Source organism: Streptomyces sp. NPDC030296 (assembly GCF_055572815.1).
In genome coordinates this window covers 102996-117303 of record NZ_JBVICQ010000013.1, presented here as the reverse complement: position 1 = coordinate 117303, position 14308 = coordinate 102996, and the positions used below count along the sequence as shown (strand labels likewise).

The 14308-nt window shown below is 68.7% G+C and carries 16 protein-coding genes and 1 pseudogene; 13 read left to right on the top strand and 4 right to left on the bottom strand.

What is annotated here, in order from left to right; translation table 11 throughout:
- Nucleotides 1-176 precede the first annotated feature (176 nt).
- From ACZ4Z3_RS32295 to ACZ4Z3_RS32260, 8 genes are all read left to right on the top strand, one after another.
- Entirely contained in the window at nucleotides 177-701 is a 525-nt protein-coding gene (locus ACZ4Z3_RS32295) for a hypothetical protein (protein WP_468504348.1), read from the top strand.
- 122 nt (nucleotides 702-823) lie between these two features.
- The gene (locus ACZ4Z3_RS32290; RefSeq protein WP_468504347.1) at nucleotides 824-1150 is read left to right on the top strand and encodes a hypothetical protein; all 327 of its coding nucleotides are present in this window, start codon (nucleotides 824-826) and stop codon (nucleotides 1148-1150) included.
- The gene (locus ACZ4Z3_RS32285) at nucleotides 1137-1406 is read left to right on the top strand and encodes a hypothetical protein (RefSeq protein WP_468504346.1); all 270 of its coding nucleotides are present in this window, start codon (nucleotides 1137-1139) and stop codon (nucleotides 1404-1406) included. The genes ACZ4Z3_RS32290 and ACZ4Z3_RS32285 overlap by 14 nt, the downstream gene beginning before the upstream one ends.
- Before the next feature lie 554 nt (nucleotides 1407-1960).
- Complete coding sequence (locus ACZ4Z3_RS32280) at nucleotides 1961-2476, top strand: hypothetical protein (protein WP_468504345.1); 516 nt, start codon at nucleotides 1961-1963, stop codon at nucleotides 2474-2476.
- A gap of 169 nt (nucleotides 2477-2645) precedes the next feature.
- A complete protein-coding gene (gene mscL / locus ACZ4Z3_RS32275; RefSeq protein WP_468504344.1) occupies nucleotides 2646-3089 on the top strand; it encodes a large conductance mechanosensitive channel protein MscL in 444 nt (147 codons plus the stop codon).
- A 155-nt stretch (nucleotides 3090-3244) separates the two neighbouring features.
- Nucleotides 3245-3418, top strand: a complete 174-nt coding sequence (locus tag ACZ4Z3_RS32270) for a CsbD family protein (protein WP_359692206.1) — start codon at nucleotides 3245-3247, stop codon at nucleotides 3416-3418.
- Nucleotides 3419-3911: 493 nt separating this feature from the next.
- The gene (locus ACZ4Z3_RS32265) at nucleotides 3912-4895 is read left to right on the top strand and encodes a phosphotransferase family protein (RefSeq protein WP_468504343.1); all 984 of its coding nucleotides are present in this window, start codon (nucleotides 3912-3914) and stop codon (nucleotides 4893-4895) included.
- Nucleotides 4896-5386: 491 nt separating this feature from the next.
- The gene (locus tag ACZ4Z3_RS32260) at nucleotides 5387-5569 is read left to right on the top strand and encodes a hypothetical protein (protein WP_468504342.1); all 183 of its coding nucleotides are present in this window, start codon (nucleotides 5387-5389) and stop codon (nucleotides 5567-5569) included.
- Nucleotides 5570-6085: 516 nt separating this feature from the next.
- Here the strand turns inward: ACZ4Z3_RS32260 and ACZ4Z3_RS32255 are convergent.
- The gene (locus tag ACZ4Z3_RS32255) at nucleotides 6086-6940 is read right to left on the bottom strand and encodes an RNA polymerase sigma factor SigF (protein ID WP_468504341.1); all 855 of its coding nucleotides are present in this window, start codon (nucleotides 6938-6940) and stop codon (nucleotides 6086-6088) included.
- Between the two features lie 392 nt (nucleotides 6941-7332).
- On the opposite strand from ACZ4Z3_RS32255, the gene ACZ4Z3_RS32250 reads away from it, so the two are divergent.
- The gene (locus tag ACZ4Z3_RS32250) at nucleotides 7333-7692 is read left to right on the top strand and encodes an STAS domain-containing protein (protein ID WP_468504340.1); all 360 of its coding nucleotides are present in this window, start codon (nucleotides 7333-7335) and stop codon (nucleotides 7690-7692) included.
- Entirely contained in the window at nucleotides 7689-8624 is a 936-nt protein-coding gene (locus ACZ4Z3_RS32245; protein WP_468504339.1) for an anti-sigma factor RsbA family regulatory protein, read from the top strand. The genes ACZ4Z3_RS32250 and ACZ4Z3_RS32245 overlap by 4 nt, the downstream gene beginning before the upstream one ends.
- 1011 nt (nucleotides 8625-9635) lie before the next feature.
- Here ACZ4Z3_RS32245 and ACZ4Z3_RS32240 read toward each other — a convergent pair.
- A complete protein-coding gene (locus ACZ4Z3_RS32240) occupies nucleotides 9636-10391 on the bottom strand; it encodes a 3-keto-5-aminohexanoate cleavage protein (protein WP_468504338.1) in 756 nt (251 codons plus the stop codon).
- A gap of 569 nt (nucleotides 10392-10960) precedes the next feature.
- Here ACZ4Z3_RS32240 and ACZ4Z3_RS32235 point away from each other — a divergent pair.
- Entirely contained in the window at nucleotides 10961-11599 is a 639-nt protein-coding gene (locus tag ACZ4Z3_RS32235) for a carbonic anhydrase (RefSeq protein ID WP_468504337.1), read from the top strand.
- Between the two features lie 144 nt (nucleotides 11600-11743).
- On the opposite strand, the gene ACZ4Z3_RS32230 is transcribed toward ACZ4Z3_RS32235, so the two are convergent.
- The gene (locus tag ACZ4Z3_RS32230; protein WP_468504336.1) at nucleotides 11744-12721 is read right to left on the bottom strand and encodes an L-threonylcarbamoyladenylate synthase; all 978 of its coding nucleotides are present in this window, start codon (nucleotides 12719-12721) and stop codon (nucleotides 11744-11746) included.
- A gap of 155 nt (nucleotides 12722-12876) precedes the next feature.
- Entirely contained in the window at nucleotides 12877-13038 is a 162-nt protein-coding gene (locus tag ACZ4Z3_RS32225; RefSeq protein WP_468504335.1) for a hypothetical protein, read from the bottom strand.
- A gap of 469 nt (nucleotides 13039-13507) precedes the next feature.
- Here ACZ4Z3_RS32225 and ACZ4Z3_RS32220 point away from each other — a divergent pair, with 469 nt between their 5' ends.
- Together ACZ4Z3_RS32220 and ACZ4Z3_RS32215 are read left to right on the top strand one after the other, a co-directional pair.
- The gene (locus tag ACZ4Z3_RS32220) at nucleotides 13508-13729 is read left to right on the top strand and encodes a hypothetical protein (protein WP_468504334.1); all 222 of its coding nucleotides are present in this window, start codon (nucleotides 13508-13510) and stop codon (nucleotides 13727-13729) included.
- Nucleotides 13730-14043: 314 nt separating this feature from the next.
- Nucleotides 14044-14255, top strand: a pseudogene (locus ACZ4Z3_RS32215) (transposase); the annotation flags it as partial.
- Nucleotides 14256-14308 lie beyond the last annotated feature (53 nt).

Genomic DNA, 14308 nt, shown 5'->3' with positions numbered 1-14308 from the left:
GTCCGCCGCGACTGCGCCGAGGCCGCTGCCGGGCCCGGGAAGGTCCGGGGCGGTCTGGGCCCGCGGGCGAGCGCGGCAGGTGCGGAGGCCATGCGGAAGGCTCCACCTGGTGTCGGCCACGACCCCGGACCGTACCGGCGTGGCTCGGTGCCGTGGGGCCTGGCATGATCCACTGCATGACCAGGGGTGGGGAGTCCGTAACTGAACCGGCGGCGGTTTCGCTGACGAAGGAGTCAGCGCAGACCGGTCTTCGTCTGCCGGTGTGGGCGGTGGCCGGCGCTGTCCTGACTGCTGCTGTGGGTGTGGGGCTGTGGGCTTGGGAGCCTTGGGCGGACCGCACGCCGTTCACCGCCTACACGGTCGGTGTCCAGGATGCGCAGTACACGGTGCCCGGCTCGAAGCCCGGTACATGTGTACGCACAGCCGCCTCGGAGGAGGAGACAGTCGTCTTCGACGAGGACGGCGGAGAGCTGGCTGCTGGGCGCGCTGAGAAGGAAGGCGAGGTTCTGGGCCCGGAGTTCGGGGACTTCGCCGGGGACTGCCTGATCATTACGCGTATCGACGGCGTCCCCGGTGGGCTGGGTACCTATCTGACCTCGTGGGGCGGCGGAGACCGCAGCGAGATCACCGAGGACGAGTTGCGCCTTCCGGCGACGGCTCAACGCGACAGGTTCAAGACGATGGAGAAGAGCGAGGGCTGACCGTCCACGCCCGACAGTGCCAAGGAGGAACTGACGATCGCGGCTGGCTTGTCCGCCTCGTCACCGTGGAGCGCCAAGCCCGCACTGGATCCGTTCCGGCTCCTCCCGGGCCGGTGTACTTCATGCTGCACGACGTCGGCGGCGAGCCGCGGGCCCGCGAGCCGGCCACCGCCCTGCGTGCCGCCCCTTACGGCGATTTCGACTCCCTCACCGGCAGCAAGATCGGAATTCGGCTACCGGCCATTTTGTCCACCATTCAACACTCATCATCTGGTTTCGCACCCAATGTGGTGGTGAGCCGGACAGGGCGAGCCGAAACACGACGAGAGAGTGTGAAAACAGTGATCACCCACGAGCAGATCCCCACTGTGATGGGCCACCCGGTCTACGACACGGAGGGAAACAAGATCGGCGATGCGAAGGGAGTCGGCTGTCATGACACAGGTTGAGCAGCCCCTGACGGAGGCTGGCATCAAAGTTCGGCAGGTCAACCACTACCAGTTCAGCTGGGTGGCTGCGGAACCCGGCCGGCGCGGCACCTTCACTCTGCAGCTGGTCCTGGACGAAGGCGCCGGGGAAGAAGTCCTCACGGTCGACGCCGACGACGCCGACGTCCTGAAGGATCTGCTGGAGCAAACCCAGAACGTCCAGTACGACGTCCCACGCCACACCCTCATGTTCGGCGTGACGCCCGTCGGCAGCTGACGCCCGGCAAGCCACCGCGCTTCCCCCGTCAGCATCGCCTGTAGCACGTACGGCGTTCGCTGAGCGCGCCGTGTCCAGCGACGGCGGGGGAGCCACCCGGAACACTGCGCTGGGTCGCGACACGACACGGCCGCATGGTTCACGGTGGCGCCCCCGCGTCCATCTCGCAAGACGTGCGCCGGCCCGCTCGCAACCTGCTCGAGCGGGCCGGCTGCGTGTCTCGGCAGCCTCATCCGCCGCCACACACCTTTCCGGAACAAACCAGTCAGGCGGCCGCCGCCACCCACCAGGCCGCACCGTGCGGCGGACCCGTACAACGGCGGTCAAACTCCGCGGCGCCGCCTGAATAATGGAGAGGAACGGGAAGTGAGCGCCGTGACGAATACGCGGCGCACGACGCCGACAGTACGGACCGCTCCGGGCAGAGCCGGTGGGCCAGCTGGTGCAGCGGGCCGACGTCCGCTGCCACGGCTGTCCCGGGACAAGAGGGTGCGGACGGGGTGCCCGGCGCGCCGGAACGGGTAGCCGTCCGCCGTTTGGGCACACGGGACGTCATGCACGGAAAACATGCGCGTCCCACCAGCAGCGGTCTGATCGGCCGGGCCCCCACAGCCGAGACATCGCCGCCCAACCACAAGGGCGCCAAGCATTCACGCCGAGGCCGACGCACCGGCCGCCTGCGCCGCCGCGTCCTCGCCTACCGGGCAATCGAGTTCCTGTCCACGCACATCCCGGACGACCCCGGCCCGGGCGAGGAATGCCTGCTCCTCGTACACATCCGCCAGGTCGTCGGCCAGGTCCAGTACCGGACCTGCACTGCCTGTGCTCAGGGCGTCATCACCGCCGTCGTCATCGACGAGCGCTTCCACAGCACGGGGCTGGGCACCCGTGCACTGTCACACCTGCGGTCCCGCCACCCGGGACTGGTCTGGCGCAGCACGCTGCGCAAGCGCACCACTCGTGATCTCATGCGCCGGATGCGCATTCCCACAACCACCTCTGCCACGCCCTGCCCCCATGCTCACCAGACACGCTCTGCCCCGGCCGACCCGACACTCGCCAGCGGCTGACAAACGCTCAGCGGTGACACCCCAGGGTTGGTGAGCGCCAGCCTCGACTTCGCGGGGCGCGTCCAGCCGGCATGGCCGAGGGGCGGCAGGGCATCCGAGGTGAAGGAGCCGGGTGGACCACGCCTTCGGTGCCGCCCGCCGACGTCAAGAGCTTCTTAGGGGTGAGAAGGTGAAGGGCTTCCGCAGCTTCATCCTGCGCGGCAACGTGGTCGACCTGGCCGTCGGCATCGTCATCGGCGCAGCGTTCACCGCCGTGGTGAACGGCTTCGTGAGCGCCTTCCTGACACCACTCGTCGGGCTGGCCACCGGCGCCACCGGCGACATGAGCCGCAAGACCTTCACCGTAGGCGCCACCGAGTTTCCCTACGGCGCCTTCATCAACGCGGCGATCAGCTTCCTCCTCCTCGCCAGCGCCCTGTACTTCCTGGTCGTGCTCCCGATCAACAAGCTCCACGAACGCCTCGCACCGCACCAAGACGTCCAGGCCCCCAAACGGGACTGCCCCGAATGCCTCAGCCCCGTACCCGCCCAGGCCCGACGCTGCGCCTCCTGCACCGTCTCCCTGCCCGCCGTACCCGCTCAGGCCGGGGAGACGACCCAGCGCGCCGGGTGACCAGTAGTCGACGTGCGCCGGCTCAACGACGCCCATGACTCTGTCATGACAGGGGGGGCTTTCTTCGGCCGCCTCGCTGTTTGCACCCTTCGCAGGGGGTCACTCGACGTGGTAGCCCCAACGGCGACTGCGACTGAGACCGGGAGTGATCAGCAGTGGCGCGAGATGAGAAGGCAAAGGCCAAGATGGAGCAGGCCAAGGGCAAGGCCAAGGGAGTCGTTGGCCGCGCGACGGACGATGAAGGTCTTGCGGCCGAGGGCCAGACCAAGAAGTCGAAGGGCGACATGCGTCAGGCGAAGGAGAAGATCAAGGACGCCTTCCGACGCTGACAGCCGCACAGGCTCGGTGGGCCCCCGCGAATCGGCGGGGGCCCACCGCTTGTTCCTAACGTGGCCTGCTTATGCGCCGCTAGGACATGCCACACAAGCTCCCCTGAGGATTCCGGTCCCCACCACATTCCGTGCATCGTCAGCTTCCCGGCGGCCCCCTACGAGCACGGCCGAGACGGGCGAGCCCCTTGCGAGGGCCAGGCGGGTGACACCGGCAGCCGGCTGGATCAGCCGAGCCCGCAGCAAGACGAAGGACCGTCGTCAACTGGGCGCGCGGCCCGTTCCCGCCGTAGATCGCCGGGCCTACTTGACGCGGCGCGCCATCGGCCTCGCCTCCGCCGGCATCGAACGGTACTGCACCGTCCCCGGCCGGACGCCTTGCCGGCGCACGGGCGCGGGTCCGTTCGCACTCGGCGACGCCCGACACAAGTTGAAGTGGCTGTTTTTGAAGGTTCGCCGCGAATCGCTTCTTCTTGATCATTAGGCTGTTGCCATGGCTGAGGGTCAGAGCGGTATAGCTGCTGAGGCTGATGTCGATGACGTGCGCTGGTCCAACACTCGTGTATGGGTGGAGCGCAGTCTCCGTCCTGGAGACCGGATTCGTGCTGTGACAACGCTGCGAGGGGGCTGGACGTCACAGATGCGCCGCCTTGAAGTCGAGGGGGAGGGTGAGCCGTACTCCCTCGTGCTTCGGTCGTTCGTCAAGCCGTTCTTCGTGAAACACGCGCTGGGACTGCTCACGCGGGAAGCGGACATCCTCCGGCTGCTCGCGGATACGAGCGTGCCAGCCGCTCGCCTGCGTGGGGTTGATGCGGCAGCCGAGCATTGCGACCACCCGTCGCTTCTGATGTCCCTGCTGCCAGGGAGCATCCGGCTGGACGCGGAGGACATTGAGCGGAAGACAGAGCTCCTTGCCCGGCAACTGGTAGCCATTCATAGGTTGCTGGTTGCAGATGAAGCCCGGCCGCGCACCTATCAGGCGTGGACTGGCCCAGAACGGGTGCGTCTTCCCGAGAACTCGAAACAGCCGGAAGTGTGGGAGCGCGCTGTAGAGGTGATCCGCCGCCCACCCCCGACGTATCGGCCTTGCTTCTTGCACCGTGACTTCCACCCCGGGAACGTGCTCTTCGCGGGGGAAGGAGCCGATCTGGCGATCACGGGTGTCGTGGACTGGGTGGAGACGTCCTGGGGACCTGCTGATCTGGATGTTGCCCACTGCTCGACTGCGCTTGTCTTGTTGCACGGAGTGGACGTCGGCATGCGGCTGGCGGACCACTACATCGCAGCCGGTGGGATGCTGAGCAACGACCCTGCTGATCACCTGTACTGGCGTGTGCTGGACGCACTGGCCTTCGCGCCTGGCGCGGAGAAGGTTGCCGGACCGTGGAGGGAACTCGGGAGGGTAGATCTGACATCGGCCGTTCTCGAGCGGCGCTTGGAGGACTATCTCCGAACGCTGCTCAGTCAGTACGGCTGAGACGTGCGGTCAAGGTCGTTCGGTGGCCTTCTGTGCTGCCGGCAATCGCGTCAGGCGCCGAGCCCTGAGAGTGATGAGTGCCCAGTTCAGGTTGGCTCGCAGGGTTGAGGCATCCGTTCGTAGTCGCGTGCGTTGCGGCGGGCGTTCATGCACCAGTCGATCGTGGCCTTGGCGGGGAACCCTTCACCTGCAGTCCTGGGCGAAACGTGCGGCCAGCGCGCAGATCGGCGACGAACGCGTCCAGGACGACGCGACGAAAATGCTGGGACTGGGCGGCGGGGAGTGCTGGAGGTCGTCGGCGAAGCGGAGGAGGGTGTCGTGCAGTTCAGGCCGTGTAGCGCGTCTGCATGACGATGGATATCACGCTGATCAGCGCCGTGCAGATGTACGCCTACTTCCTGCGCCAGGTCCGCGTCGACGCCGGCCGCACACCACTGAGGGAGGCGTAGCAGGACGCCGGAGTGCCGGTCGGCAGATGGATGGGGGCGGGTGTGCCCGCTCTCGGTCTCGTGCTCGGTGCCGAGGTGACCGAGGTCCGCAACCTCCCCGCCGCGCAGCTGCGTCCCCAGTCCGGCGAAGGCCGGCACCCGGACGCCGACCGGCTTGTAGCCGAGCAGCTGGCGGCGGGGAAGAAGCCTGCGCCCGCGTGCTGGGCCGAGGCGCTCGGACGCTAGGTGCAGGTCACCGGAGCCGATCTCATCTTCCGGCCGCAGCCGACCCTGCAACTGCTGTGGGCGCTGGGGGAGGAGGAGACGCGGAAGGCGATCGAGCCGCAGACGAGCGGGCCATCGCCCTCGTGCTCGCATGGACCAAGGACGACGTCGCCGTCATCCGGTACGGCTGAATGTGCGCATTAGTGATCAGCTCGGAGACCGCCAAGACGAGGCATCCACCGTGTTCGGCTCGGCAGCGGCCCAGGGAAGGGACTCAGGACGCTTTCGTGTCCACTCCCACCCCGCGCGTACTCTCTCGGACATGGTGAACGAGTGCGCCCACCCCATCGCCCTCACCGCCACTGCCCCGACTCCCTCCCCCGGGGGTGGAGCCTTTGACGCCCGCACAACGGCGTGGCCCTGGCCTCTGAGCAGGCCGCTGACCTGCTGCGATGCGGGCGCGGGAGGGAGGCGATGGCGTGGGCCTGGCAGGCGGGCGGGCAGGTATGCGTCCTGTCGGAACGGGTCGCGCGCCTCTCAGTTGGTGGTGAGCATGCCTTCCCGTAGGCGCTTCAGGGTGCGGGCCAGGAGGCGGGAGACGTGCATTTGGGAGCAGCCGAGGTGGTCGGCGATCTGGGCCTGGGTGAGTTCGTCGACGAATCGCCAGTGGATGATCTTCCGGGACCGTTCGTCCAGGTCGGCGATCAGCGGGGCCAGGGCATGGAAGTCCTCGACCAGTTGCAGGGCGGTGTCGTCGGTGCCGATGAAGTCGGCCAGGACGCTCTCGCCGTCCTCGCTTCCGGAGATGGCGGCGTCCAGGGAAGCGGAGTTGTAGCCGTTGGCGGCCAGCCGGGCCTCAATGACCTCTTCTTCGGAGAGGTTCATCAATTCGGCGAGTTCCTTGACCGTGGGGCTGCGGTCCAGGCGGGACTGGAGTTCCTCGCTGGCGCGGGCCAGTTCGACGCGGGCCTCCTGCAGGCGGCGCGGTACGTGCACGGCCCAGCTGGTGTCGCGGAAGAACCGCTTGATCTCGCCAACGATGTAAGGCACGGCGAAGGAGGCGAACTCCACTTCACGCGTCAGCTCGAACCGGTCGATCGCCTTGATCAGCCCGATGGTGCCGACCTGGACGATGTCCTCCATCTCCTCCGGCCCGCGGCTGCGGAAGCGGCCGGCCGCGTAGCGCACGAGGGAGGTGTTCATCTCGATCAGCGTGTTGCGCGCGTACTGGTACTCGGGTGTGCCCTCTTCCAGTACGGCCAGCCGCTCGAAGAACTGCTTCGACAGCGACCGGGCATCCCTCGGCGCGACGCGCTGCGGGTCGGCCACCTCAGGCAGGTCGGCTGCTACCGCGCCGACAACGTTCCGCTGGGTCACCGCTGTCACCGTCATCCGCCTCATCTCATCCGTGCCCACCAGTCAGCGCCCGGCCCAGTGGCGGGCCGAGAAGCCGCGCCTACCCTCTCGCCTTCAGATCATGCCGATCTTGCCGACCACCACACGGGTCGCCGCCCCCTGCGTAGGGTGCGCCTGACTGGCCGCAGCAAGCGAGTCGAGGAGAGGACTGTTGGCCAACGCCCGCTCGCCCGTACGCCCGCGGGCCGTTGCTGAGGGATCTGCGCCTCACCGGCGACATGATCGAGGTCGTGGTGTGGGACGGCGACCTGATGCTGCCGGCGCCGTGTGGGGAGCGCGGCGTGGACGGAGCGGCTGTAACAGGTAGGCTCGGCGGTTGTGATCGGGCCAGACGCTCCTGATGGGCGCTGCGTGGTGAGGGGAACAACGTGGATGTCCCGGTCGATGCGGAGGGATGCTCCGGCATGTCGTCGCATGGCGTGAGCGGACTGGAGGTCCATCCACTGCCGGGGGGTGCCGGTGTGGGTGCGGCGGGGGAAGTCAACGCCGCCACACGGCCGGTGTGGAGCGAGGTGCTCGGGCAGCTCGCGCAGCGGGGTGAGGACGTTGTACATGTGGACATGTCCCAAGTGATCTTTATCGACGTGGCGGGGGTGACGGACCTGGCGATGGCCGCGCAGTCGCTGCGCGGCGAGGGGCGGATCGTGGTACAGGATCCGCCGCCGCAAGTGCCGCGCATACTGGAGTTGTTCTGGCCCGGCCTGGGTGGGATCGAGGTGGCACGGTGACCCGCACCACCTCCGAGGCCGAGCGGTTTGTCCATCCGGCGTTGTTCTACCGCGGTGAGGACCAGTACCTGGCCGGCACGGTCCCCTTCGTGGTGGAGGGGCTGGACGCGGGCGAGCCGGTAGCGGTGGCCGCCCCGCCGCAGCGGCTCCAGGTGATCAAAGACGGCTTGGGCGAGCGTGCCGGGCAGGTGCACTTTGTGGACATGACGCAGGCCGGCCGGAACCCCGGGCACATCATCCCGGGCGTGCTGCGCCGGTTCGCCGACGCTCACACGACCGGTCGGGTGCGGATCATCGGTGAGCCGATCTGGCCCGGCCGCACCAGCACGGAGTATCCGGCGTGCGTACAGCACGAGGCACTGATCAACGCGGCGTTCACCGGCCGTGCGGTGACGATCCTGTGCCCGTACGATGCTGACGGGCTCGATGAGCAGGTGCTGCAGGACGCCTGGGCCACCCATCCTCTGATCATCGACGCGGACGGCGACAGGACTTCCGATGCCTACCAGTGGCAGGCGGTCGTCGCCCGTTACAACCAGGCTCTGCCCGTGCCGCCGCAGGCGGAGGCGTCCGCGTTCCGAGGCAGCGGTGAGCTGCACGAGGTGCGTACGTTCGCCGTGACGCGCGGCAAGCGGCTGGGGCTGGACGGGCAGCGGCTGCAGGACCTGGAACTGGCAGTGGCGGAACTGACCACCAACAGCGTCATCCACGGTGACGGCGGCGGCACACTGAGGATCTGGGAGGAAGACGAGCAGGTCGTGTGTGAGGTGCACGATGCGGGCCGGCTGACCGATCCGCTGGCCGGACGGCGCCCCCGGGCACCCGACCAGCCCGGGGGACGAGGCCTGCTGCTGGTCAACCACGTCGCCGACCTGGTGCGCATCCACACCAGCCAGACGGGCACCACCGTCCGCTTCTACCTCGGACGCTGACCGCCCGTCCTCCGGCAGTCAGCTCCGGCTCGGCATACTCCCTCGGCCGTCGACGCTGTCAGCCAGGAGTGGGTCCTTGCCCGATGGCAGGCAGACGGCGTCGGCCCCAAGTCCGGTGGACAGCTTGACCCGCGGCCGGACGCTGTGAGCCCGAGAAAATGTTCAGGCCGTTCCCCAGGCCGCGCTGGCGGCCCGTCCACGTCGCTCTGCCGGCGTGCGGGTGCTGGCTGCTGCGCCTGCAGCCTCAACGGGTGCTGTCTTGCCCGTCGGTCGCCGTCTGGGCAGTGGTCCGAGGTGCCCGTCCGCTAGAAGCTGCTCGGGACGAAACTCCCGGGCGTCGCTCAGGCCCCGCCTTGACCATGCCCGAAGTGCTGCTGCTGTCCCGGCTGATGCCGATCGGTCTTCTCCCGGTGCGTCGTTCATCGTGACCGCGAGGTACGGGTAGACCACTTGCTCCCGGTCCGTCCCTCGGGACGGCCTTCCGGTTGCGCACCTTGCGTGTCCCCCTGTGAGGGCTTCTTGGTCAAGCAGTGGCGTTGAACATGCGATACGGGGCAGACGAGCTTGGCATGGTCCGTACGGGGTCCGGCAGGAGGAGCCAGTGGCCGGTCATGAGACTTACGCTGCCAGCGCGTTTTCGCTGGTGGCGGTGATACTGCTCGCGCGGTGGTGCCTTGTGATCCGCAGCGGCAGGCAGCGCGCTGCAGGCGTGTGCCGCCGCCCCTCGCGCTGGACGGCGCGGAGGGACGCCCGGCGTACGGGCTCCACTGCGGCTGATGAGCAACGCCTTCCGACGGACGCATCCAGTGATCAGCGGGTGGTGCGGGAGGCGGAAGACCTCGTCCATGAGTACTGGCGTCAGATTCGTCCCCTCTACCTGCGCGATCACCGTCAGCTCTGATCCGGCCGTCAGCGCGGGGCCGGTGTGGGGGGCCGATCAGGTGCGAAGTGCCTGGCCGAGGGTTTCGTGGCAGTCGGCGCCAGGTGATGAGGCTCGTCGTCGGCTGTCGGTTACCGGCGCTCATGGTGAGGTCGGTTGTCGGAACTGTCCGACGCCTGCTGGATCACGGCATGCGCGGCCCGGATCAGGCAGGCGTTACTTGCGGCGGGAGTCCCGTCGGGTAGCTGGAGTACGTCTTCCAAGCCGATGCGGGTGTCCAGCCCGCGAGTGGCCGCTGTGTGCAGGATGGCCCAAGCCGCGGTCTCCTCACCGTGGAGGAGGATCGGCAGGTTCGTGCTGCTGAGTTCGTTCAGCAGGCAGGCAGCGACGTCTGGGGCGGTCTGTGGGTCGGTATCGGTGACTTCGGCCAGAACACGCAGCACGCGGTGCGCTTGTGGCCAAGCGAGGAAGCGTCGGGCGGCTTGTGTTCGGGAGTAGATACCGGCTTCGATTCCGATGCCCCGCTCCAGCAGCGTGCTCGCGACGGTCGTAGCGCCGTCTTCATGCCAGTTCACCGAGGCGTGATCGGGCAGCACGGTCCAAGAGCGTACGAGTGCGGCTCGCTGCTGTGCATCCGGCATCGTCCACGCCCCGGTGGTGACCCCGACGGGGACGGCCGGGACGGCCGCCCGCACGGCGGCGACCGCCGCGTCGACATGAGTGGGCTCGAGAGTGTCCTCGCCGTAGTGGTTCTTGGGGTGGAGATGGATGTCCTGAGCTCCGGCGTCGACGGCTTCCCGGGCGGCCTCTGCCAGCTCTTGCGGGGTCACGGGGAGGTGGGCAGACTCGGTTCGGTTCCTGGCACCGTTCAGACAGACCTGCAGCATGGGGTGATCGTCTCAGGTGTGTCTGACAGTCGTGGCCAGGTCGGTCCGCGGCCCTCATGCGGAGGCTGACGTCGGCGGCGTATGTGGCCCAGTAGCTGCGGAGAGAAGTTGCCAGACGACGGCGACGGCGACGTCGGTGTGGGTGCCGAGGGTGCGGGCGGGGATCTCGGCGAGTTGGGCGGGGATCTCGGTGGCGAGCTGGAAAAGAGCAGGCTGCGGGCCTGGTTGGGGCGGATGCCGAGGTTGTTCAGTCGCTGCGTCAGCTGTGTGGTGCTGATCGGCCGTCCGGGCGGACCGCCGGGGAAGACAGCGCGAGCTGTGCGGTGGCTCGTTGACCAGGTGTGGAGGACGAGCGGAGAGTTCTGGACCATGGTGGCCAGCCGCCGCCCTCTTGCGCACGCTGGAGACCGGCACACGGGGCGAGGCAGCCGCGCTGGGCACTGAGCTTCGCCGAGGCTGCCATGGTCCGGCGCCTGGGAGTGACGCCCAACCGTCAGCGGAACACGGTCCGGCGAGCGGCGTCGCGACCAGGCGGTGCGAGGGCAGGTGCCGGGTTCTAGGCTGCCGTCATGACCGAGCAGACCCCGACGCCCCGCGATGCCTTCGAGCTCCTGCTGGCCGGTAACCAGCGCTTCGTCGCCGGTACCCCCGAACACCCCAACCAGGACGCCACCCGCCGGGCCGAGATCACCCCGTCCCAGCAGCCCTTCGCCGTGCTGTTCGGGTGTTCCGATTCCCGGCTGGCCGCCGAGATCATCTTCGACCGCGGCCTGGGCGACCTGTTCGTGGTGCGCACCGCAGGCCACGTCATGGGCCCGGAAGTGCTGGGCAGCATCGAGTTCGGCGTGGAGGTGCTGGGCTGCCCGCTGGTCGTGGTCCTCGGTCACGATTCGTGCGGCGCGGTCGGCGCCGCGTGCGCCGCATTGGAGGACGGCATGACACCGGGCGGGTACGTCCGGGACGTCGTCGAGCGGGTGACCCCCAGCGTGCTGGCCGCGCGGGCCGCCGGGCACGTCGAGCCCGAGGAGATCCTCGCCGAGCACATCAGGCACACCGCCGACCTGCTGCTGGACCGCTCCCGCGTGCTCGCCGACAAGGTCGCCGCCGGGCAGGCCGCCGTGGTGGGCCTGCGCTACCGCCTCGCCGACGGCAGCGCACAGCTGATCGCGGCTCGCGGCCTCGATGCGGTGGTGCCCGCCGCATCCTGACCACCCGGCCGGAGCCACGCGGCCTGGCCAGGGACAGGCCCGCTCACTCCGGCTAAGATCCCCCGCTTCGGAGGGGACTGCCGGACCGGACAGACACCGCGCTCTGGAGACATCAGGTCCGGCAGCCCGCGCCGTCGGGGCTGGTCACCCGATGAGCCGAGGCCCCGCGGCGCGGCGCAGCCGATTGGCGATCGCCGACCCCAGCCCTTCGTCCACCGGCAAGGAGGCGACGATGAGGTCGCACCCCCGCTGGTCGAGCTCACGCAGGAACCCGTACAGCTCGCGCGCGTAGCCGGCCAGGGAGGCCGGGACCTCCACCACGGCGTGCGCCTTCACCGGTGTGCCGACGAGGGACGGAGGGAGAAGGACGCCGACCTGGTGCCCCTGCTGCTGCGCGAGCTGTGCCTCGTCGACGATCTTCTCCGGCTCCAGCAGGACGACCCGCGCAGACGGCGCGTAGTGCGACGGGTGCTGACCTGGCACCCGGACATGGCTCGTGGACGGGACCTCGATGGGATACCCCAGCGCCGCTTCGAGGTCCTCGCGGGTCACTCCGCCGGGCCGGAGGATGGCCGGGGTCTCGCCTGTGACATCGACGATGGTCGACTCGACGCCGACGCCGCAGGGACCGCCGTCCAGGACGAAGTCGACGGCATCTCCGAGCTCCATTCGGACGTGGTCGGCCGTGGTGGGGCTGACCGAGCCGAAGCGGTTGGCGGACGGGGCCGTGACACCGCCGCGGAAGGCCGACAGCAGCGCGAGGGCAACGGGGTGGTCGGGCACACGCACGGCCACCGTCTGAAGGCCACCCGTAGCTTCCAGGGGCACCCGGCGGCCGCGCCGCAGGACCAGGGTGAGCGGCCCCGGCCAGAAGCGCTCGGCCAGCAGGCGTGCCGTCGCGGGCACCTCCTGGACCCAGTCGTCCAGATGCTGCGCGCCGCCAATGTGGACGATCAGCGGGTGGGACGGCGGACGTCCCTTGACTTGGAAGATGCGCGAGATGGCAGCGGGATCTTCGGCGTTGGCGCCCAGTCCGTAGACGGTTTCGGTTGGAAGGGCCACCAGGCCGCCGGCGTGCAGCACACCGGCCGCCTTCTCGATGTCACTGGTTCTTGCCGTCACCCTCGAAATACTCTCACCGTTCCGCCCCCACGTTCCGTAATCTCGGCGGCGCATGACGAGCAGATCACGGCTCTCGGCACCCGTGAGAAAGGCTCGGCAGGGAGGTGCGGCGGAGCTGAGGGGGACCTGCCACCGTGATCAATCTCGGGGACCGATCACGTTTGCAGCGACCTTCGGCTGTCAGTTCCCGTGCGGAACCCTGGGGTTTCAGCGATCGAGCACAACGCCTTGCCAGGGAACTGCCTCAACGTCATCCCGGCCGCCAGGAAGCCGCTGTCGCCGCCGCCACGGCACGACATGCTGCCGATCGCGGTCATGGTCACCACCCCCGGCAGCATCTGTATCGAGCGGCAGGGCACGCGGTCAGCCACGCTGACAGGCCTCACTGGTTGGCTTGGAAGCCGTTGTCGTACCGAACTTGATCGGCATGTTCTCGCAGCTCAGGCATGATTCCGGGGCTGGCGAGGCAGGCCGTCGGTGGAGGTACCGGGATGGCGTCGGTCGTGGGTCTGCTGGAGGAGCGGGAGCTGGCCGCGCGGGAGCGCGTGGAGGGGCTGCGGAGGCGGACTGGCAGGAATGGGTGATCGCCCGGCGGCGCGTGGGCGAGTCCTTTCCGTTCCGCGTATCCGCGAGGACAACCCGGTCCCTGTGGAGGAGCCCTCCGTGCCCGAGCGGGAACCCGAGCCGGTGGCGGACGTGCCCGCCGTGGTGTCTGTCCCTGGAGCTGCGCGGGCGGGTTCGGTCGTCCCGGTGTGGCGGCCCGCGCTAACAGCGGACGCTCTCGCCGTGGACTACCAGCGCATTCTTGCCTTGCTGGCCCACCACCGGGGCGGCGGGAATGAGGTGATGACGTGCCAGGAGATCGCCATGCATCTTGGGGTGGCGCCGATTCCGGCCGGCGTCGAGGGTCTGCGGTCGAAGATGAGGCGGCTCGCGGACCGCGGCTGGGCGACAGAGCCGGCCCCGGGACGGTTCACCCTCGCCGACGGGCCAGCCGCCGGGTCATGAGCATCGCCATCGACCACAGGACCAGCTGATGCGCCGCGAGACCGGCATCACTCCGTCGGCATACAAGCGACGGTTCGGCCCCGAGGCCAACTGACGACATCCATGCCAACCAGCCGAAAGATCACCCGATCGAGTCCGCCGAGTCGAACCCACACTCAACATGATCGGTACGACAACGGCATCTTAGGGGTCGTTTTCACCTACATTGCCCGCTTATCAGTGGATTCTCGAAGTATCGGGTTGTGGTTCGGGTGAGGTGGCGGAGGCGGCCGATATCTATGAGGCGGGCGGGGTTGCGGATGAGGCAGAGAGAGATGCAATCCTGTCTCATCCCGGGATGCACGGGGTATCCGGGCGATCGGTCCGCTGCGCGCTGGGAGTTGATCGAGCCGGCCCTTGCGGCCTGGCGGTTTGAGCGCCGCGGCCGGGCGCTGGACTTCGGCCGGCCGCCCGAACGCGACCTGCGTGACATCAGGGACGCGATCTGTACGTGGATCGCACCGGCGTCCAGTGGCGTTACCTGCCGCTCCACCGCCTCACCGGCGAGAACGCGATCTCCTGGCGCGACCCGATGAAGGC